Below are 19,787 nucleotides of genomic sequence, written 5' to 3' on the forward strand. Positions count from 1 at the left end.
GACTGTTTACGGTGCTTTAGTGAAGGGTGTAGGTTACGCCCGTTACAAATTGCAGGGAGTTCTTGTTGAAGCCGGTGGCGGGATTATTCAAGTAGTTGTCGAGAAGATTCACGCTCAGCGCGAACCGGTGATAGACCGGCAGCGCCAGCCCGAGGGCGCCGATCGCCGACCAGGCATCGGTGTTGTTCCACGACTGGATGTAGGTGCCGCTCTGGGTCAGCTGGATCTTTCCAGGCAGTGTGCGCCGATAGTTCTCGGCGAAGGTTGAGCCAATCAGATTGTTGTTCGGCGTTGTAACGACGGTCTGGATGTAGGACTGCTTTTCGTAGTGCAGGTCGGCCTTGGCGTCGAGCTGCTGGACGTTATCCAACAGGATCGTATAACCGGCGCCACCACCGTAGATCTGCTGCCAGTTCATGCCCTGCGAGTAGTTGTGGTCGTACGACAGACCGCCAAGAACATAAAACCGCGAGGTCAGGTACTTGTCGTGCTCGAAATCGGTGTGGAAGATGCTGGTCTTTGCCACCGCAGCAGGCGTCGGCGGATTAGTCTGCGGAATCGTTGGCTGGGTCAATTTGCCGTATGTCTCCAGCACATTGAAGGTGGTCCGCGTACGCAGCGGCAGATACGCCACCGAGGGGATTGCGCGAATCAGAGACACTCCCAGCGTGAAGGTCTGGCCATAGGAGGTAGACTGCAGCACGGTCGCGCCGCCGTTGATGGAGCCATCCCATCCACTGAAGGGGCCAGGGTGTCCGTTCAACTCCTTGTTGTAGGTCGCGCCATCGACGACGTAGCCGATCTTGGCAGAGGGAATCGTCTCCCCGGTGCTCCCGGCCTCCTTGACCGCATTGTTTTCGATCTCGATCCCGCCGGGAGTCTTCGGCTGCTTGGTAACCTTCTCGTCCTTCTTCAGGACGACAAAGTTGCTGGAGGAGCGCAGCTCCTTGACCTTGCTCATCGGAATGGTGACTTCACCCACAGCATCGCTTTTGAAGGTAATGCTGTCTCCTACGCTGCGTTCCAGCGTGCCGGTCAGCTGATCGCCATTGGTTAGAACGACCACATCGGGGGTTGGAGCGGCTGGTTTCGTCTGAGCCATGGCAGGGGAGATCGCTCCCGTCAGCAGGCCGATGGCTATCGCGACGCTACCTCGCAAAAATATGGTGTTCTTGTCTCTCTTCATCTGGTGATGCCTCTTGTTCAAAATGTCGGGGATGGCCGTTGAAAGGGTTAGAAGGTAGAACCGCGCAAACGGTTGTTTACGAAATGTATTCAGGAGGGCACTTTCATTTGTAAAACATTCACCGCGAAGGAGCTTAAGAGGCACTGCCTTGGCCGTGGTGCATTTTTATTTCGAAAGGTATTGCCAATTGTGTTTTCGCAGGCTTACTATCCGTTTCGGCTTTCGGTACAGTTCGCTTATCGCGCACGCGCCAGAACGCAATCACGTCGCAGATACATCGTTGCAGACCCTTTGTATCAATATGAGTTACAACTATCTGCCTGACGGGGCAGAACTTAGCCCCTCAGTGTGTAAGAAAGGTAAAAACAATGGCTTGGTATGCCTATTGCGTAGCAGAAAGACAGGCTTTTCCGGAACTCTGCCGTCACCGCCGGCCGATGCCTCTGAACGGAGTGACCGGACTTTTCGGAAATCAAACGTTCCTTTTTCCCGCCAGTGATCTCGCAGTCATCGTTACCGAACACAATCCAGAAGACAGTGCAAAACTGGATCAGCAGTCACAAAAAGATCACGCTCGAGTGATCGCGGACTGCTTCAAACACTCCACGGTACTACCTTTCCGCTTTGGAACCACCTTCCAGGACGACGACGCTCTGCGCCGCTCCGTCCGTTCCAACCAGCGTCACTTCCTGGCCAACGTCGAGCGTCTGCGCGGTAAGGCCGAGATGCACCTCAAGGTTCTCGTCGACGACACGTGCCCGGGCAATACGCTTCGCAACATGACGGTTGGGCAGGAGTATCTGACCAGCCTCCGGGAGAGTGCCAGCCGCCAGCGCGAGCGCCAGTCCAAGGCCCGTGCGCTATCGGTGCAGATGCACCGTATGTTCCTTCCTCTGGCCGAGGAAATTACATGCAAGCGCATGGAGTCCGGCAAGATGCTTCTCGATATCGCTCATCTCATCGATAACAAGACCATCGAGCGCTATCAGAACAAGTACAGCTCGGCGATCCAGCAGATGAAGGAGTGCAAGATGCAGCTCTCCGGACCCTGGCCGCCATATCACTTCGTTCACCGGTCCAATCCACACCATACTCAGGCTTAAAACGCTGAGAAGTAGTCTTTTTACGGGCCACCTTTTCCTGAAGGTGGCCCGTTTTCTGTCACATACAATCCCACGCTGTTACACGTCGCAGACTACCTTTTCCCATTCCGCGCGCATCCACTTTTGATAGTGGTTCATGCACGGTGTTGCCTGAGGCTGTCTCGGGTAGGCCGTGTGCGACAAGGAGAGTTCGAATGTTGACGTCTGCACGACCCAAGTTTTTCACTGCCCTGGCCCTTGCTGGAGCGCTCACAGGCTCCATCTTCGCTCCATCGGTTCATGCACAGGAGCAGAACCCCATGGCGCAGCAGGCCCCGCCGGATGACAACAAGATCACCAAGGAATCAGAGGGTGTCTATCTCTACCGGGTCAAGGTGGTGCAGCGTAACCTAGATGCCGTCAACTATCTCCACCGCAGCGGATCGACGAAGATCGCCTTCAAGGGAACGCCCCTGCTTCCCATGGCCAAGGGTGAGGCCAAGGTTACCAGCGAGCGTGGCGGCATCACGATCAACGCACAGTTCGAGGGGCTTACGCCTGCGAATGGCTTTGGCAAAGAGTATCTGACCTATGTGCTCTGGGCGATTACGCCTGATGGCCGTCCCAACAACCTTGGTGAGATCCTCCCGTCGGGCGGCAAGGGCAAGAACAACATCACGGTTACGACAGCGCTGCAGTCCTTTGGCCTTGTGGTTACAGCCGAGCCGTACTTCTCGGTCACGCAGCCAAGCGACCTCGTTGTCCTCGAAAATCAGATCATCCAGGACAAAACCACCGGCGTGCTCGAAAAAGTGAACGCTCACTACATGCTTCTTCCTCGCGGAACTTATGCGGAGACTGCTGGCTCAAAGAGCGTGCTGGACCCCATCACGCGTGACGAGAAGATGCCGCTTGAACTGTACGAGGCCAACAATGCGCTGCGCATCGCGCAGCAGGCCGGAGCGGACAAGTACGCAGGCGATATCTACAACGAGGGCCTGCTCGATCTGAAGAACGCGACCGACATTCTGAGCGGCAAAAAACCGGACCAGAAGATGGGCATTACATACGCTCGCCAGGCAGTGCAACGCGCCGAAGATGCCCGTCTTGTGACGCTGCGGAAGCAGGCCGCTGAGCGTCAGCGCAACGCGGAACTCGCCCAGCAGAAGGCTGAGCAGCAGGCGCAGCAGTCGGCTCTTGATGCTGAGCGCGCCAAGGCGGCTCAGGCTGAGGCGGATGCGGCACGTGCGAAGGCTCAGGCGGAAGCCGCTCAGGCAGCGGCTCAGGCAGCGCAGGCAAACAAGCAGGCCGATAGCGCCAAGGAGGCGCGGGAACGTCTGCTCTCTCAGCTGAACAGTGTGCTCGCTACCAGTGAAACCGCGCGCGGCCTGATCGTCAACATGTCGGACGTGCTCTTCGACACCGGCAAGTACACTCTGAAGTCCAACACGCAGATCAGCCTGGCCAAGGTTGCAGGCATTCTGCAGGCCTATCCTGGGCTGAAGCTTCAGGTGGAGGGCTACACCGACAGCACCGGCAGTCCGCAGTTCAATCAGAAGCTGTCGGAGAACCGGGCCGGTGCAGTCCGCGACTTCCTGGTCACCCAGGGGGTCAACGCTGACAATATCGTTGCGACCGGATACGGCATGGCCAAGCCAGTCGCCGATAACAATACGGCGAAGGGACGGCAGCTGAACCGGCGCGTGCAGCTGGTTGTCTCGGGCGATGCGATCGGCGTATCGCAGCAGAAGGGACCGGATGCGGATTCTTCGCCGGCACAGGCTCCACCGCCTGCGTCGGGCACCTCGAATCCACCGCAGGAGTAAAGGCTGCGGCAGTAGCCAAGCGGCGCCGGGCTCACCGATGGGAGCCCGGCGTTTTTGTGCATGGAATCAACAACAGAGATGCAGTCGATAGCTGTCTCAGCCGGAGACAACTTCAGGCTACATGTGAATGGTCCAGCCCAGCTCCGCAAGCTTCTCTTCGATATCGGCCAGCGCATTGGACAGGGCCGAGCGGCGATGAGGGCTCGAGGTCCGTTCCGAAAGGATGCGTTCGCGCTGTAGCTCCAGCGACTGGAGCATACGCTTGCGCTCGGCCGACTCGATCTGATTCTCTTCGGACTTCGGGGCTTCTTGCTGCGGGACTGCGGCCTGTGCCTGCTGCTCTTCCACGGATTTACTCTCCCATCCTCGAGACATAGGCCCATTCTACGCTTGTCGTTGTTACAAAAGGACAAACCCGGAAGATGATCCTCTCTGCACATGGGTGCCGGCTGCGAATCTACATTCATGTGCAGCCCCGGTTTTAGAGGCCGTCGTTCGCCCTTCATGTAACCTGAGATGGCGGCTGGGGAGCATGGGAATGATCGTTGAAATTGAAGGATTGAGGAAGGTTTACGACGGCAAGCAGCGCGTCGTGGCCGTCGATGGTATCGACCTCAACGTCCGTCCCGGCGAGCTGTACGGCCTTCTCGGTCCCAACGGAGCAGGGAAGACTACCACCATCAGCATCTGCACCACGCGTGTCTTGCCTACCGCAGGAGTTGTCCGCATCGCGGGCATCGACGTCGTGAAGACGCCTGCACTTGCGCGCAAGCGTATCGGCGTCGTGCCGCAGTACAACACGCTCGATCGCGCCTGCACGGTCTACGAGAACATCTTCTTCCACTGTCTCTATTTTGGCTTTTCGCGTGTCGACGCCCGCGAGCGCACCGTGAAGCTGCTGGAGCAGTTCCATCTCTCAGAGCGTGGAGAGGCCTATCCTTCTCAGCTCTCCGGTGGCCTCGCACAGCGTGTGCAGATTGCGCGTGCCATCGCGCATCGTCCCAGCGTGCTCTTTCTCGATGAGCCCAGCGCCGGTCTCGATCCGCAGAGCCGCATCGCCATGTGGGAGGCTGTCCGCAACCTGCGTCAGGAGGGCATCACCGTCGTCCTGACCACGCACTACATGGAAGAGGCCGACGAGCTATGCGAGCGCGTCGCCATCATCGATCACGGCAAGATTCTTGTAGAAGATACGCCTTCGGCTCTCAAGGGCTCGGTCGGCGCGCAGCGTGTCTATGAGCTTGATCTGCGTACGCAGCAGGGCATGCCGCAACTGATGAGTGAACTCGAACGCAGGCCGGGTATCGCAAGCGTCGAGACGACAGCCTCGGGCCTGCGTATCTTCGCGGAAGGCGCCGAAGGCCTGCTGTCGGAGGTTGTCAGCCTGGCGAATCCTTATGGTCTGCGCGATCTGACTATCACGGAGACCAGTCTGGAGACGGTCTTCATTCGTCTCACCGGTCGCGAGCTGCGGGAGTAAACCTATGGCAGAACTGGCTCAGATTCACGCCGAAGCGCCGGCCTCGACCGGCGGTTCCACGACCACGCAATACCTGCGCGCCTTCGCCGGGCTCTTTCTGCGCGATCTGCATGTTCTGCGTCGCGAGCTGTTTCCCTTCGTCATCCGCGTCTGCATGAACCCTCTGCTCTTCCTCTTCGTGTTCACCTTCATCATGCCGCACATGAGCGGTGGCGCCTCGATGAATCCCACGGCTGCCATGGCTGGTGGAAACTTCAGCACGGTGCTGCTGCCTGGCTTGATGGCCGTGGCCATCATGTTCAGCGGAATCGCCGCCGTCGCGTTGCCGCTGGCGCAGGAGTTCGGTGTCACCCGTGAGATCGACGATCGCGTGATGTGCCCTCTTCCGGTCGCAGCGATCGCGCTCGAGAAGATGTGCTTCTCCGCGATGCAGAGCATCATCGCGGCAGCCGTGGTCTTTCCGTTGGCGTACTACATCCCCACCACGCCTGTCGTCGCGCATGTCTCCAACTGGCCCTATCTCATCCTCGTCTTGATCCTTGCCAGCCTGACCTCGGGCGCGCTGGGACTGACCATCGGCACCAGTGTTAAGCCGCAGCAGATTGGCCTCATCTTCGGTGTCGTGGTCATGCCGATCACCTTCCTCGGCTGCGTCTACTATCCGTGGGCCGCGCTCGATCGCATCAAGTGGCTGCAGATGGGCGTGCTGGTGAACCCGATCGTCTACATGAGCGAGGGGCTGCGCTCGGCGCTGACGCCCGCGTTGCCGCACATGCATCCTGCACTCATCCTGGGCATGCTGGTCTTCTTCCTGATGCTGCTGACCTGGCTCGGTGTTCGCGGTTTCCTGCGCCGCGTGATCGGCTAACCCTACGAGCTGACGGGTGTCTGCGCAAGCTTTGTCTGCAGGTCTTCCGCGATCTGCTTCCCATGGAAGCGCCCGTTCTCGATGAAGATCTCGTTGGTGCGCTCCCCGGCAACCACAACACCTGCGAGGTACACGCCCGGGACGTTGCTCTCAAGCGTCGTTGGATCGCATGCCGGGCAGCGATCGTTCGCATCATCCAATTTGACGCCCAGCGCTTCGAGAAACTCGAAGTCGGGCCGGTAACCCGTCAGCGCAAAGACGAATTGATTCGCGAAGGTAACCTCGCCGTCAGGCGTGGCCACACTGACGGTGTCCTCGGCAATCGACAAGACATTGCTGTTGAAATAGGCGGTGATCTCACCATTCTTCACGCGATTGTTGAAGTCAGGCAGGATCCAGTACTTCACGTGGCGGTGCATCTCGGGGCCGCGATGTACCAGCGTGACCTTCGCGCCGTGGCGCCACAGGTCGAGCGCCGCGATCGCCGCCGAGTTCTTGCCGCCGATCACCAGCACTTCCAGGTCATAGTAAGGATGCGGATCGTGGTAGTAGTGGAAGACCTTGTTCAGGTCCTCGCCGGGAATCCGCAGGTAATTCGGGAGATCATAGTATCCGGTTGCGATTACCAGCTTGCGTGCGCGATGGGTCAGCGATCGCTGAAACCGGTCCACCGTGCACACAGTGAAGTCGCCATCGCTGCCCGTCACGCGATCGACCGTCTCGTACTGACGCACGTCGAGTGAATAGTGCTCGGCCACCTTGCGGTAGTACTCCAGCGCCTCGTTTCGGGTAGGTTTCTGGTTCGGGCTGGAGAAGGGGAGATCACCGATCTCCAGCAGCTCCGGAGTCGTGAAGAACGTCATGTTCGAGGGATAGTGAAAGAGCGAATTGCACAGGCAGCCCTTATCGATCAGCACTGCCTTGAAGCCCGCACGCTGCGCTTCGATGGCACAGGCCATGCCTGTCGGTCCCGCACCAATTACCAGAAGATCTGCAATCGCCTCACGTTCGCTCATCTTTTTATCTTACTTAACTGGCAAGGTCCGGCGAGGTGAAAGCCTGCCGGACCTTGACGATTGTGTGCGAAAGACGAGCTAGTTTTCCAGCGTGACCAGCTTGTGAGCGATGGCAAAGAGCGCAAGCTCCAGCCGGGTCGATACACCAGTCTTATCGAAGATGTTCGAGAGATGACGCTTCACCGTCTCCTCGCTGATCGCAAACTGCTTCGCGACGTCCTTGTTGCTGCATCCCTCGACGATGCAGGTGACCACCTCAAGTTCGCGAGGCGTCAGGCCGTAGGTCTTCTTTTCCGGTGCTGCGGCTGCCTGTTGCATCAAATCGTTGAGTGCCGAGACCAGGTTCACAACACGCTCTCCGCCGATCCAGTAATCGCCGGAGAGAACCGCGCGCATCGACTTCGAGAGATCGGCGGCTGCCGCATCCTTGAGGACGATGCCGCGTGCTCCGATCTGCAGCGCCTCGATGATCTGCTGCGTGGTGATCGTGCTCGTCAGAAGGATGACCTTTACGCGCGAAGACTTCTCCAGGATGGCACGTAGAGCCTCCAGTCCAGGCAGCCTCGGCATCATCACATCGAGCAGAAGAACATCCGGTTCCTTTTCGAGGGTCTCCGTGATGGCGACATCACCGTCTTCAGCCTCTCCCACAACCTGAAATCCCGGCTCGCTTTCGAGCATGTTCTTCACGCCGAAGCGCACGACAGGATGATCGTCCGCGACGACGACCCGTATGGCATTGCCGGGCGTTGGGGTGTTGTTCGAGGCCTTCACGGTGTCGTTCATGACTCTGCTCCCATGGTTTGTTTCTGACCAACAGCCAGCTCGGCTGCTTCAACGAATACTGTTCGTTTTAATGATCTGACGTGCGACCAGCATACCCTTCAGCACCTCGGCCGCTCGTATGATTTCGTCTAACGAAGCTACATGATTAGCAGGAATCCCTCTGTTTTCCTCTGTAGATGCAATAGTTTGCAGTTGCGTGGCTCCAACCATGCCACATCCTCCTTTGATGGCATGAGCCTCCCGGCGGTAGGCTGCATCGTCTGCATCGTTTGCGGCAGCGTTCATCACGGCGACGCGTCGCAGAACGTCGTCAAGGCAGATCGTATACAGCTGCGACAGCTTCTCCCCATTCATCGCTGCCTGCAGTCGGCTGTAGATCGCTTCGTTAAGTGCCGAGGGCGGTGCTTCATGCGCCGAGTCAATCACGCTGCTCACCGCGGAGCATCTGTTGATCGCATCGGAGAGCGCATCCATGGTGAACGGCTTCAGGAGAAAATGATCGAAGCCGTCCGTCGCGCCAGGCAGAGGTTCGCTCCCGCTCATGGCCAGCAAGACGCTCGATGGGGACGCCCCTGTTCGCAGCCGTTGTGCGAGCTCGCAGCTGGGAAGGCCCGGCATCTGCAGGTCGGCCAGCACCACATCCGGAACAAAGCCCTCTCCGACGATCCGCAGCGCATCGTCGCCCGATGTTGCTGTCATTGCATGGTAGCCCTCGCGTCCCAGCAACAGGCGGAACAGCTCCCGGCTCATGTCATCATCATCCACCACGAGGATTGCTAACGGCACCATGTGCGCAAAGACTAACAGAGCGGGGCTGCGTGGAAGCCGCTGCAAGGATAAGGCGCACGCAGTACAGTAGACTCCATGGACCCGGAGGAGATCTCCCGCGAGTTGCAGAGTCATTCTGACGAAGACAGGGTGCTTGCAGAACTGCGTCAGCTGACTGCGCGTGTCGACGACCTGGAGCGCGAACTGGCGGCCATGCGTACTCCTTCCGGGGCAACTGTTCAGGCAGCTCCTCCACCCCCTCCTGCACCTTCGCCACAAGCCCTCGTGCCACCCGCGACGCCCGCACCGACACCTTCATCTGCACTGCGATCCATGGCCGCAGTCGAGGCCCCGCAACGATCGCTGGAAAATCGTCTCGGCGCACAGATCTTCAACCGTATCGGCATCGTTGCGCTCCTCTGCGCTGCGACCTTCGGCTTGAAGCTGGCGATCGACAACCAGTGGATCGGCCCGGTCGGCCGCATCCTGATTGGCCTCATTGCCGGTGCTGGCGTTGTCTTGTGGTCGGAACGGTTCCGGCGGAAGGGATTCGCCGTCTTCTCCTACTCGTTGAAAGCCGTGGGAACCGGTGTCCTCTATCTCTCCCTGTGGGCGGCCTTCCAGCTCTATCATTTGCTTCCTGCCTCGGCTGTCCTGGTGGGCATGATCCTTGTCACCGCATGGAACGCCTACATGGCGTGGGTGCAGGATGCAGAGCTATTGGCAGCCTACGCAATCGCCGGTGGCCTGGCGACACCGCTTCTCCTGTCGACTGGCGGAGATCACGAGATCTTCCTCTTCACCTATTTGCTGGCCATCGACATAGCTACAGCATTGCTGGTTCGCCTGAAGCCCTGGGCACGGCTGCTCCTGGCTGCGTTTCCGGCGACGGTGCTCTACTTTGTCGGCTGGTACGCAAAGTTCTACGCCGAGCCTGCCTTCGCGGTAACCACCATCTTTGTGGGACTGTTCTTCGCCGTCTTCGTATGTGTCTCTCTTGGGAACGCAACTGTTATTGCAATCGAGGCAACGACCTCGCGTCTGCGCAGGCTGGGACATACGACGCGCGAGGTGCTGCTGCCTCTCGGCAATGCAGCGTTTGTTTCACTGGCTCTCTACTCCGTCATGCAGGACTCCGAGCGGCACTGGTTCCTTCCCTGGCTGATGCTGGCGATCTCCGCGGCGTACCTGCTGATTACACGACTGCCCCAGGGGGCCGTACCTGCGGCGATGCACCTCTCCCTTGCGGTCGTCTTTTTGACCATCGCAATTCCTTTGAAGGCCAGCGGCCACTGGGTCACCGTAGCCTGGCTGATAGAAGGCGTCGCCCTGATCTGGGTCTCCTCGCGCGTCGCGTGCAGCGGTCCCTCCATGGAGCACAGCAACGCTTCGAGTGTTCTGCGCTGGCTCTCCGCGGCATCGCTGGTACTCGGACTCGGTGCATTGCTGGCCTCGACGTTCTGGTTTGGCCAGGGGATATCGTCCCAGCTCTTCAACCACCACTTCGCGACGGCCCTGATCGCCGTTGGCGCCTTCGCTGGCGCTGCGTGGATCTGCCTGCGGGCACGAGCAAAGGTTAGTTCTCTCTGGCAGGAGTATTCTCGGTTCGCCTTCGCCGCCACGGTTGCTATCTGCGCCGTCGCCGTCCTGCTCGTTCTGCGCGAGATCACGGCATCGAGCGTTCAACATCCGGCCTTTGCGAGCGCGGACTTCGGCATGGCTCTCTTCGGCCTTGCAATCCTGGGTGGCGTCATCGCCTTCTCTATCCGCATGGCGCTGCGCGATGAGTCGACCCTGTTGTGGGCTCAGCTCACGGCAGCAGCGGTCGTTACCATCAACCTGATGGCGCTGCTGACCGGAGTGCGCGAGATCCGTTCCCTCTGGCCTGTTGCTACTGCAGGCTCCGATGTCGAGTTGCAGCGTGGGCTCGCCGTCTCCGCGTTTCTTATGCTGTATGGAGCAGCGCTGCTGACGATTGGGTTCTGGAAGCGTTCCTCCTTCATCCGCTGGCAGGCGCTTGGGCTGCTTGTCTTCTCCATCGCGAAGACATTCCTCTATGACATGCGGAGCCTCAGCCAGGGATATCGTTTTGCCAGCCTGCTTGGGCTTGGCGCACTGCTGATGGCGATCAGCTTCGCTTACCAGAAAGACTGGCTGGCCCTGCGTAATCCGCAATCGCCCACGGGGAGCGATGCGAAGCAAGGTGCAGAGCAATGAGATACCTCCTGCTCCTGGGGCTTCTTGCAGGGCCGATGGGCACAGGCCTTGCGCAGACCGCACAGCCTCCATTGCAATTCTTTGGCTACCAGAGATCGGTCGTTCCCGTGGCTGCCGGTCCCAACTGCGCCGTGATCGACGCGGGAGTTTTTGCCCACGCTGGAGTATCGCTCAAAGATCTGCGGCTCTATCCACGCACCGCCAAAGCGCGTGATCTGCCTTATGCCATCACTCTCAGCGAACCGGAGCAGCCCGATACCGATCCCGCGGGTGTGCTCAACCTGGGGATGAGAGACGGAAGAATCGTCTTCGATCTCGCCATGCCGTCACGGCCTTATACCAGCGTCATGCTTGACCTGGCCGGGCGCGATTTCATCGCAACGGCCACCGTTACCGGAGTCGAATCTCCCGGGGGGAAAGAGGGTACGCGTCTCGGCGACTTTACGCTCTTCGATCTCAGCTCGCAGCATCTCTCGCGCAGTACAACCCTCGCGCTCGAAGAGTCGAGCTTTCCCTATCTGCATGTGGAACTGAACACGGTAGCTGCTCCGGGTGCTCCGGATACCCGCTTTCTGCCGCAGATGGTGCTCGGTGCCCGCGTTCCTCCCAGCCGCGAGGCGCAGTCGATCTACTCCCTGGCCGTACAGTCCAGCAACATCGTTCAGGGCGATCGAAAGACGGTAATCCACCTTCGTCTGCCCGAGCGCGTTCCCGTCGAACGGGTCAGCTTTGTGCTCGAGTCTGATTTCCACGGCAACTTCAGCCGCGACGTCACCATCACGGATCATCCCGTGGGCACACAGGTTAACACCGGCGAATTCATCGACGGTAATATCTTCCACGTCGAGATGACGCAGGCCGGCCGACAGATCCGTCAGCAGCGGCTTAGTATCCCTGCCACGCTGGGTTCGAACCTGCAGACCGACGCTGAGGTCGAAGTGACGATCAAGAACGGCGACGACAGCCCATTGCCAGTGCAGGCTGTTCGCCTGGAGATGCGCGAGCGCCGCCTGTGTTTTCAGGCTGCGTCCGATGCACCGCTGACGCTGTTCTACGGCGACTCCGCGCTGCAGGCGCCGCAATATGACTTCGCGCGGACGTTCTCTCCCATGTCCAGAATGTTGATCGCGCGTGTTGGGCCGGAGCAGAAGAATCCTGCCTACACGCCGCGCCCCGACACGCGTGCCGCAACCGAGCGCCACCCCGAACTGGTGTGGATCGTCTTTCTCGCCGTCGTCTGCCTGCTCGCGCTGATCGCCCTTCGCTCTTCGCGGCATGTGCCGCGCTAGGCCCTAGGCTCAGCGAGCTGCGGTGTCGACCTCGTTCAGCCAGCTGGCCGGCTTCAACAGCTCACGCGGCTTCGATCCGTCGGCAGGACCGACCAGGCCATCGTTGTACATCATGTCGATCAGGTGAGCTGCCCGGCCATAGCCGATGCGCAGGCGGCGCTGCAGCAGCGAGGTCGATGCCTTGCCGAACTCGAAGACGAGGCGGACCGCATCGTCGTACATCGGGTCATTGTCCTCGCCATCGTTGTTGCCGTCGATCTCGCGGCCCTGCTCATCCTTCGGGCCTTCAAGGAAGCCCTGGACATACTCGGCCTCGCCCTGCGCCTTCCAGAAATCGGTGACGGCGGAGATCTCTTTCTCCGTCACAAATGGTGCATGAACACGCTGCACTCGGCTGGTTCCAGGCGGCAGGTAGAGCATGTCGCCGCGTCCCAGCAGGCTCTCGGCTCCATTTGAATCGATGATCGTGCGGGAGTCGACCTTGGTTGCGAGGCGGAAGCTCATACGCGTCGGTACGTTGGCCTTGATCAGACCGGTGATCACGTCGACCGAAGGACGCTGCGTTGCCAGCACAAGATGAATGCCCACGGCGCGAGCCATCTGAGCGAGACGTGTAATCGCCTCTTCGACGTTGGCGCGGTCGAGCATCATCAGGTCAGCCAGCTCGTCGATGATGATCATGATGTAGGGCAGCGGCTCCTGGTTGACATCCTCGAAGAGATGCCCGCTGCCGTTGTCGAAGAGCTTGTTGAACTGGTCGATGTTACGAACGTGATTGGCGGCCAGCAGCTTCAGGCGCCGTTCCATCTCCCTCACCGCATTGCGCAGGGCGTTCGCCGCGAGCTTGGCTTCCGTGATGATAGGCGTGAACAGGTGGGGAATGCCCTCGTACATGCCGAGTTCCACGCGCTTCGGATCGACCAGGATCATGCGCACCTGTTCCGGCGTCGACTTGAAGAGCACGCTCATGATCATGGCGTTGATCGCGACCGATTTGCCCGAACCTGTTGAGCCCGCGATCAGCACATGGGGCATTCCCGCGAGATCGCCGGTCACGATGCGTCCGTTGATGTCTTTGCCCAGCGCGATCGCAAGCCGCGACTTTGATTGCGCGAAGCTCTCGCACTCGACCACATCGCGCAGCCAGATCGTCTCGCGTTCGGCGTTCGGCACCTGGATGCCGACGGTCGACTTGCCTGCCATACGCTCGATCAGGATGCTTTCGGCGGCCATCGCAAGGCAGAGGTCGTCGGCAAGACCGGTGACGCGCGCATACTTCACGCCGGCATCCGGCTTGAATTCGAAGGTGGTGACGACGGGGCCTGGATTGATGTGCGTCACCTGGCCGTCGACGTCGAACTCGGCGCACTTCTCTACGAGGATGCGAGCCTCTTCGCGCAACGCATCTTCACGAACGGTCGCATGCTCCTCGCTGCGATAGAGAAGAGACGAAGGAGGCAGCTTGTAGCCACGCACGCTCTTCGGCGTGATGGCCACAGCCTTGATATCGGCGTCGGCACGCTTGCCGAAGGAGATGCCGTCTTCTGCCGTCGCCTCTTGCACTGGAGCAGGAACCGGCGCGATGGGCATGGAGATCGGCTTCTTCACCGGTGGCGGAGCCATCTCGCGCGCAGTCATGGCGGGCGCTACAGGTTGCTCATTCACGTCGAAGTTGCTGGCATCGTCGATGGCGCGCACGGGAGCGGCAGCGCGGGCCAGCGCATCAGCATAGGGGGCGGCGGCTGCGGTGGCTGTACCCAGTGAGGTCACCGGCGGAGCATCGACCATGGTGCGTGGCATGGCCTGCCACATGGTCGACTCAAAGGCTGCAGGTTCGAGTTCCTCGGCAGGTGTCTCGATAGTCTTCTTCTTGCGGCGACTCCACCAACCGAAGAGGCTGCCCAGCAGCGTCGTGTTCTGCTGGCTCAGCTTGGCTTCTATCTCACGAGCCTTGCGCTCGGCCAGCTCATGTTCGCGCTGCGCACGCAGCTCGGCGCGCTCGCGTTTGCTGCCGTACTCAGGCTCTTCGATATCGCGTCCCCGGCGACCTTCGCGCCAGGTTGACCAGCGCTCCCACATGGACTGCGCGAAACCGAAGCGCATCGTCGCCCACTCGCGAGCAGTATTGAAGGTGAATGTGGTCGCAAGATAAAGCGAGAGTGCCACCATCAGGGCCAGCACAATGGAGGCGCCAGGAAGATTGAGAAACGACACCAGCATGTCGGCCAGCAGGCGGCCGCTGGTGCCTTCGATGGGCAGCGCGCCGCGCCAGCGCATGTGGCCCGGCAGCAGCGCAATCGCGGCAGGGCCGAAGACGACCCACATCATCAGGCCGACAAACTTGGCGACCGGTGAGCCGGCGGGACGCGACATCATCCAGCAGATCCCAAGGCGCCCGATAACCAGCGGAAGAAAGAATGCGGCCACACCAATGGCCTGCAGCATTGCGTCCGAGAGATAGGCGCCCGCGATTCCGGTCCAGTTGTGTGCGGGACGCCCTGCGACGTAACCGCCGACAGTGTTGAATGAGCGATCGGTCGGCGTGTAGCTGACCAGCGCCAGCGTCAGCAGGCAAGCTGCTACCAGGACCGTAAGCCCAATGATCTCGTTCAGGCGGCGGTTGCGGGTAGGGGTCGAGACGAGTCTAAGAGTCTTCATCGGGGGTTCGCGCAGCCTCTCTCACGCACGGGCGGCTAGACCTTTGTGCCGGCTGGCCGTGCGATCGCCACCAAGGCTGGAAACCACCAGAGCATCTCCGATTATCAGCCACCGCGCCGGGCCGAATGCGAAGCAAAATCGAAAATCTCCGCTGCAGGTACCCGAATACAAACCCGTGGCCGGAACGGGCATCTACGTATGCAGACATCCCGTCGGCTGGGCATAGCCGGCGGCCCTTAGTATCCGGTTGGCAGGGGAGCGGGATTTTCGCGATTTCTCCTGCTTGCCGCCGGCGAAGGTGAATCGCTGACAGCCGGCGGACCCTGCCTCATCCGGTCCAGTTTTATTTAGCTCATTATTTAGCTCATCAGATGTTAGAGAGGTGAGGTACCGATGCCGACAGACCACGCCAAGCGGAATGAGATGACACGCGTACTGAACTCTCTGATCAGCGTTCTCCTCGACAGCCAGAAGGGATTTGCCGAGATTGGCGATCATCTGACCGATTCGTCCCTGAAACAGTTTTTTCTTACCGAGTCGCTGACACGCGCAGGTTTTCGGGGCGTGCTGGAAGAGGTGCTGCATCAGAATGGCGTGCATGATCTTCACGAGAGCGGCACTGCTTTAGGCGCTCTCCACCGCGCATGGGGTGACCTGAAAGCTCGCTTCGGTGCAGGCGATCACGCTCTGCTCGAAACGGCGCAGCAAGGCGAGGTCGAAGCCTCGGACGCTTACCGGGATGCGCTCGATCAGGACCTGCCCCTTCCCGTTCGCCAGACCCTGGCCGGGCAGATGGAGCACGTCCTTGAGTCGCACGACTATATCCGCGACCATCGCAATGCACTGGCCGCAGGCTGACAATCTCCTGCTGAACTACTCTTTGATACTGACGCCCAGTGCCTTCATCTTGCGATAGAGGTGGCTGCGTTCGAGGCCAAGACCCTCCGCGGCGCGGCTGACGTTTCCGTGAAACTCATCCAGCTTCTTGAGGATGAAGTCACGCTCGTAGGCTTCCCGTGCTTCGACTAAGCTCGAAAACTCCTCACCGCGCGTGCTGATTCTGCCTGACTCCGTAAGCTTTGGCCCGCGATAAACCAGCATGGGCAGATGCTTCTTCTCGATGCGCTGCACCTTCGGATTCAGGATCAGCACTCGCTCGACCAGGTTGCGCAGTTCACGTACATTGCCCGGCCAGTGATACTGGCGCAGCGTCGTGAGTGCGTCGGTGCTGATCTCTACATGCGGGCGGCCATACTGCTGCCCAAATTCCTCGAGAAACTCCTTCACCAGCAGAGGAATATCTTCCTTCCGGTCGCGCAGCGGCGGAACGAAAAACGGAATAACGTTCAGGCGATAGAAGAGGTCCTCGCGAAAATTACCGCGGACGATCTCCTCTTCAAGGTCCTTGTTGGTGGCCGCAATCACGCGCACATCGACGTGCACGGGATGCGTCGCGCCCACTGGCAGAAATCGCTGCTCATCGAGCGTGCGCAGCACCTTGGCCTGCGTCTTAAGGCTCATGTCGCCGACCTCATCCAGAAAGAGCGTGCCGCCGTCGGCGCGTTCGAAGGTGCCGCGCTTCTCCGGCGGTCCGCCGGGCACGGCCCCGTGCCGGTAGCCGAAGAGTTCGCTCTCGATATAGTCCTCAGGGATGGCCGCACAGTTCAGCTCGACGAAGGGACGCTCCTTGCGCAGCGAGGCGGCATGCATGGCGCGACCGATCAGCTCCTTGCCGGTACCACTCTCGCCAAAGATCAGCACGCGCCCGTTGGTCGGCGCCATCAGGCCAATCTGTTGCCGCAGCGCCTTCATCGCGACGCTCTGGCCGGTGACATTGTTGCGTGCGGCCAGCTGGCGAACGAACTCCGCGTTGTCCTCACGCATCTGCCGAGCCTGCATCGCATTCTTGATAACGATCAGTGTGCGCTCAAGTGAGAGCGGCTTTTCAAGAAAGTCGTAGGCACCCAGCTTTGTAGCGCGCACTGCAGACTCAATTGTGCCGTGGCCGCTGATGATGACGACCTCCGGCGCGTTATGCTGCTCGATACGCCGGATCTCTCCAAGCGTCTCCAGGCCGTCGCGATCGGGCAGCCAGATGTCGAGCAGCACGACGTCGTAGTTGACGTCATGAATCAGCTCCAGCGCTTCGGTCGCCGTCGCGCTGGTTGTAACCTGGTAGCCCTCATCGCGCAGAATGCTCTCCAGCGTCTCGCGAATCTCGGCCTCATCGTCAACGACCAGAACGTGGTTCACGCCGTCATTCTCCCCGTGCTGATATCGGTGGTTTGTTCCGGTTCTGCTTCAACAGCGGTGCGCAGCTCAATAATGAACTTCGCTCCGGCGGGCGTATTCTTCTCGGCGCGGATCGTGCCCTGGTGTTCCTGGATAATCTTGCCGGCGATTGCCAGCCCGAGGCCGGTGCCGCGCTGCTTCGTCGAGAAATAGGGAAGGAACAGGCGTTCGCGCATCTCGTCGGTAAGTCCTGATCCGGTGTCGGCGATCGTCAACTCCACCATGCCATTCTCAAGCAGGCAGGTTGTGATCCTCAACTCGCGCAGCAGGCTGGACTGCATGGCCTCAGCCGCATTGTCGATCAAATTGCTCAGCGCGCGCTTCAGCGCCTCGGGATCGGCCATGATGAGAGGCAGGTTGTTCTCCATGCGCCGCACCAGCTTGATGGACTGCATCCTGCCAGCAAAGAGAGCGAGCGAGTTCTCCACGATGGTGTTCAAATCGGCAGGTCGTGGCTGCGCCGTAGGAAACTCGGCCAGCGCGGAGAACTGGTCGACCAGAGAACGCATGCTCTCCACCGAACTGGAGATGACTTCACTGGAGCGGCGGATGACGCCGGGTGACGGTGATTCAATCGCGTGCGCCTCCAGAGCGGCACCGAGCCGGTCAATGTGGCGGCGGATCTGTTCAGCGCTGAGGCTGATTGGCGTCAGCGGATTCTTGATCTCGTGTGCCACGCGTCGCGCGACCTCTTTCCACGCGGACTGTTTCTGCGCACGCAGCAATTCGGTGGCATTTTCCAGCACGATGACATACCCATGATGCTCCCGCTTCGAGCGATCGTTGCCGGAAAGGGTCTCCAGCAGGGCAACGGTAACCAGCAGGTTCAGGGTCTCCTGGAAACGGTTGCTGGACGAGGAGAGTTCGACCTCGCCCGCTGCCGAACCCATCCGATGGCTGCGTTTGATCAGCCGGTCGAGCACCTCCAGCACCTCGACAGGGAAGACCTCCTCGATGGTGCGGCCCAGGAAGGGGCTCTGTCCGCCGGGGTCCATCATCTCGCTCAAGGCGCGGTTGGCAAGGATGATTCTGCGTTTGGGATCGAGCGTGGCAACGCCGTTCGGAATGGTCTCGAGCATCGTCTCGAGCTCGCCGCGTCGGGCCTCCAGGGTCGCATTCGCCGCGCTCAGCTGGATCGTCGATTCCTCCACAGCATGGCGACTGCCCTCCAGATCCGCAGCCATGCGATTGAAGCTGCGCACCAGGTCGCCCATCTCCTCGGTCGAGCCCTCCTGTACGCGTCGCGCATAATCTCCCGCTGCGACCGCCTCCATAGCCTCGGCCAATGATTCCATCGGCCTGGTGATCTGTTTGGACATGTGCAGGGCCAGCCAGGTCGCGGCGAACGTCGCGAGGCCGGTCATCATCAACAACAGCATCATGTACAAATTGCGGATCTGCCGGCGCTCACGGAAGAGCGTCCAGTAGTTCTCTGCGCGTAGTCCCAGGTCACGCATCGTCGCGGCCATGCCGTAGGGCATCGGCAGGGCGACGACCACGGTCAGTCCATGCTTGGTCGTGGCGGCGCCCAGTGCGTAATCGTTCTTGTCCAGCGAGAGCACGGGCTCGTCGGTGCGCTGCGCGGCTGTCAGCATGGCATCGTCGGTTGCGGCCGGCTGAGGGCCGCCCTCGCCGGCGGAGAGCCAGGAGCGGACCTCTGCCGGCGCGCCGGTCTGCTTGGGCATCTGGAACTCGCTGACGATCCGCCGGTTTTGATAGACGATGGCGAAGCCGTTCTGCAGGGTGATCTCGTGCTGATGCAGCACGTGCCCGATGGCCTCGATGTCTGGCTTGATCGTGCTGCTCGGGGGCGCCGTGTCATCCGGTTCAGGCTCAGGCAGAGTGGCAGCGATGGACATTGCCTCGGCGCGCGCGTTGGCGGCCGTATAGCGTGAGAGCTCCTGGGCGATCTGATCGCTGTCGTCGCGCATCTCCGTCACTGGCTGCGAGAACCAGCGATCGACGGCGCGATTCATCAGCCCATAGCTGAAGAAGAACATGAAGGCGATCGGCACCATCGAGACCAGCACCGCACCCGTCAGCATGCGGGTCCGCAGCCGTGAACCCAGAACACGGCTGCGCTGGTCTGCATAGAGCTTCAAAACATTGCGGACCAGCAGCACCAGCACCGAGACGAACAGCAGAAACGCCACCGCGGACAGGCCGGTAAAGACGAAGGTCTGCTCCGTCGTCTCTGGATTGAGGAAGCTGACCTCGCGGTTGAACGCGTTCAACGCAATCAGCGCCGTCAGCAGCAGCAGCAGGCAGACGCCGAGCACGATGGTCAGGATCTTTCGCCGGTTCGCCGTCGTTGGCATC

15 protein-coding genes are annotated in these 19,787 nt (G+C 60.3%); 7 read left to right on the forward strand and 8 right to left on the reverse strand.

What is annotated here, in order from left to right; translation table 11 throughout:
* Positions 1-16: 16 nt before the first annotated feature.
* Entirely contained in the window at positions 17-1,186 is a 1,170-nt protein-coding gene (locus PW789_RS07785; protein ID WP_299373911.1) for a DUF481 domain-containing protein, read from the reverse strand.
* A gap of 368 nt (positions 1,187-1,554) precedes the next feature.
* Here PW789_RS07785 and PW789_RS07790 point away from each other — a divergent pair, with 368 nt between their 5' ends.
* Entirely contained in the window at positions 1,555-2,289 is a 735-nt protein-coding gene (locus PW789_RS07790; protein WP_299373914.1) for a GvpL/GvpF family gas vesicle protein, read from the forward strand.
* A 194-nt stretch (positions 2,290-2,483) separates the two neighbouring features.
* A complete protein-coding gene (locus PW789_RS07795) occupies positions 2,484-4,094 on the forward strand; it encodes an OmpA family protein (RefSeq protein WP_299373917.1) in 1,611 nt (536 codons plus the stop codon).
* Between the two features lie 117 nt (positions 4,095-4,211).
* Here PW789_RS07795 and PW789_RS07800 read toward each other — a convergent pair whose 3' ends face one another.
* The gene (locus PW789_RS07800) at positions 4,212-4,469 is read right to left on the reverse strand and encodes a hypothetical protein (protein ID WP_299373919.1); all 258 of its coding nucleotides are present in this window, start codon (positions 4,467-4,469) and stop codon (positions 4,212-4,214) included.
* A 163-nt stretch (positions 4,470-4,632) separates the two neighbouring features.
* On the opposite strand from PW789_RS07800, the gene PW789_RS07805 reads away from it, so the two are divergent.
* Together PW789_RS07805 and PW789_RS07810 are read left to right on the forward strand one after the other, a co-directional pair.
* Positions 4,633-5,574 carry an ABC transporter ATP-binding protein gene (locus PW789_RS07805; RefSeq protein WP_299373921.1) on the forward strand — a complete coding sequence of 314 codons (942 nt, stop codon included), beginning with the start codon at positions 4,633-4,635 and terminating at the stop codon, positions 5,572-5,574.
* A 4-nt stretch (positions 5,575-5,578) separates the two neighbouring features.
* Positions 5,579-6,442: an ABC transporter permease gene (locus tag PW789_RS07810; RefSeq protein ID WP_299373925.1), complete on the forward strand. Its 864-nt coding sequence runs from the start codon at positions 5,579-5,581 to the stop codon at positions 6,440-6,442.
* A 2-nt stretch (positions 6,443-6,444) separates the two neighbouring features.
* Here the strand turns inward: PW789_RS07810 and PW789_RS07815 are convergent, their stop codons facing one another.
* The 3 genes from PW789_RS07815 to PW789_RS07825 all read right to left on the reverse strand — a co-directional run bounded on the left by PW789_RS07815 (position 6,445) and on the right by PW789_RS07825 (position 9,147).
* Positions 6,445-7,458: a YpdA family putative bacillithiol disulfide reductase gene (locus PW789_RS07815; RefSeq protein WP_299373928.1), complete on the reverse strand. Its 1,014-nt coding sequence runs from the start codon at positions 7,456-7,458 to the stop codon at positions 6,445-6,447.
* A 78-nt stretch (positions 7,459-7,536) separates the two neighbouring features.
* Entirely contained in the window at positions 7,537-8,244 is a 708-nt protein-coding gene (locus tag PW789_RS07820; RefSeq protein ID WP_299373930.1) for a response regulator transcription factor, read from the reverse strand.
* 48 nt (positions 8,245-8,292) lie between these two features.
* Complete coding sequence (locus tag PW789_RS07825) at positions 8,293-9,147, reverse strand: hybrid sensor histidine kinase/response regulator (protein ID WP_299373932.1); 855 nt, start codon at positions 9,145-9,147, stop codon at positions 8,293-8,295.
* Between PW789_RS07825 and PW789_RS07830 the strand changes: the two genes are divergently transcribed.
* Both PW789_RS07830 and PW789_RS07835 read left to right on the forward strand, forming a co-directional pair.
* Positions 9,136-11,229 (forward strand): DUF2339 domain-containing protein, encoded by a 2,094-nt coding sequence (locus tag PW789_RS07830; RefSeq protein ID WP_299373935.1) that lies wholly within the window; start codon positions 9,136-9,138, stop codon positions 11,227-11,229. The genes PW789_RS07825 and PW789_RS07830 overlap by 12 nt on opposite strands.
* Positions 11,226-12,518 (forward strand): hypothetical protein, encoded by a 1,293-nt coding sequence (locus PW789_RS07835; protein ID WP_299373936.1) that lies wholly within the window; start codon positions 11,226-11,228, stop codon positions 12,516-12,518. Before PW789_RS07830 ends, PW789_RS07835 begins: the two co-directional genes overlap by 4 nt.
* Before the next feature lie 9 nt (positions 12,519-12,527).
* Here the strand turns inward: PW789_RS07835 and PW789_RS07840 are convergent, their stop codons facing one another.
* The gene (locus PW789_RS07840) at positions 12,528-15,176 is read right to left on the reverse strand and encodes a DNA translocase FtsK (protein ID WP_299373938.1); all 2,649 of its coding nucleotides are present in this window, start codon (positions 15,174-15,176) and stop codon (positions 12,528-12,530) included.
* Positions 15,177-15,569: 393 nt separating this feature from the next.
* On the opposite strand from PW789_RS07840, the gene PW789_RS07845 reads away from it, so the two are divergent.
* A complete protein-coding gene (locus PW789_RS07845; RefSeq protein ID WP_299373941.1) occupies positions 15,570-16,034 on the forward strand; it encodes a PA2169 family four-helix-bundle protein in 465 nt (154 codons plus the stop codon).
* A gap of 15 nt (positions 16,035-16,049) precedes the next feature.
* On the opposite strand, the gene PW789_RS07850 is transcribed toward PW789_RS07845, so the two are convergent.
* On the reverse strand, positions 16,050-17,429 hold the full coding sequence (locus PW789_RS07850; RefSeq protein ID WP_299373944.1) for a sigma-54 dependent transcriptional regulator: 1,380 nt from the start codon (positions 17,427-17,429) through the stop codon (positions 16,050-16,052).
* A complete protein-coding gene (locus tag PW789_RS07855; protein ID WP_299373946.1) occupies positions 17,426-19,786 on the reverse strand; it encodes an ATP-binding protein in 2,361 nt (786 codons plus the stop codon). Before PW789_RS07855 ends, PW789_RS07850 begins: the two co-directional genes overlap by 4 nt.
* Between the last annotated feature and the right edge of the window lies 1 nt (position 19,787).

This window comes from Edaphobacter sp. (genome assembly GCF_028283685.1).
Classification (GTDB): Bacteria; Acidobacteriota; Terriglobia; order Terriglobales; family Acidobacteriaceae; genus Edaphobacter.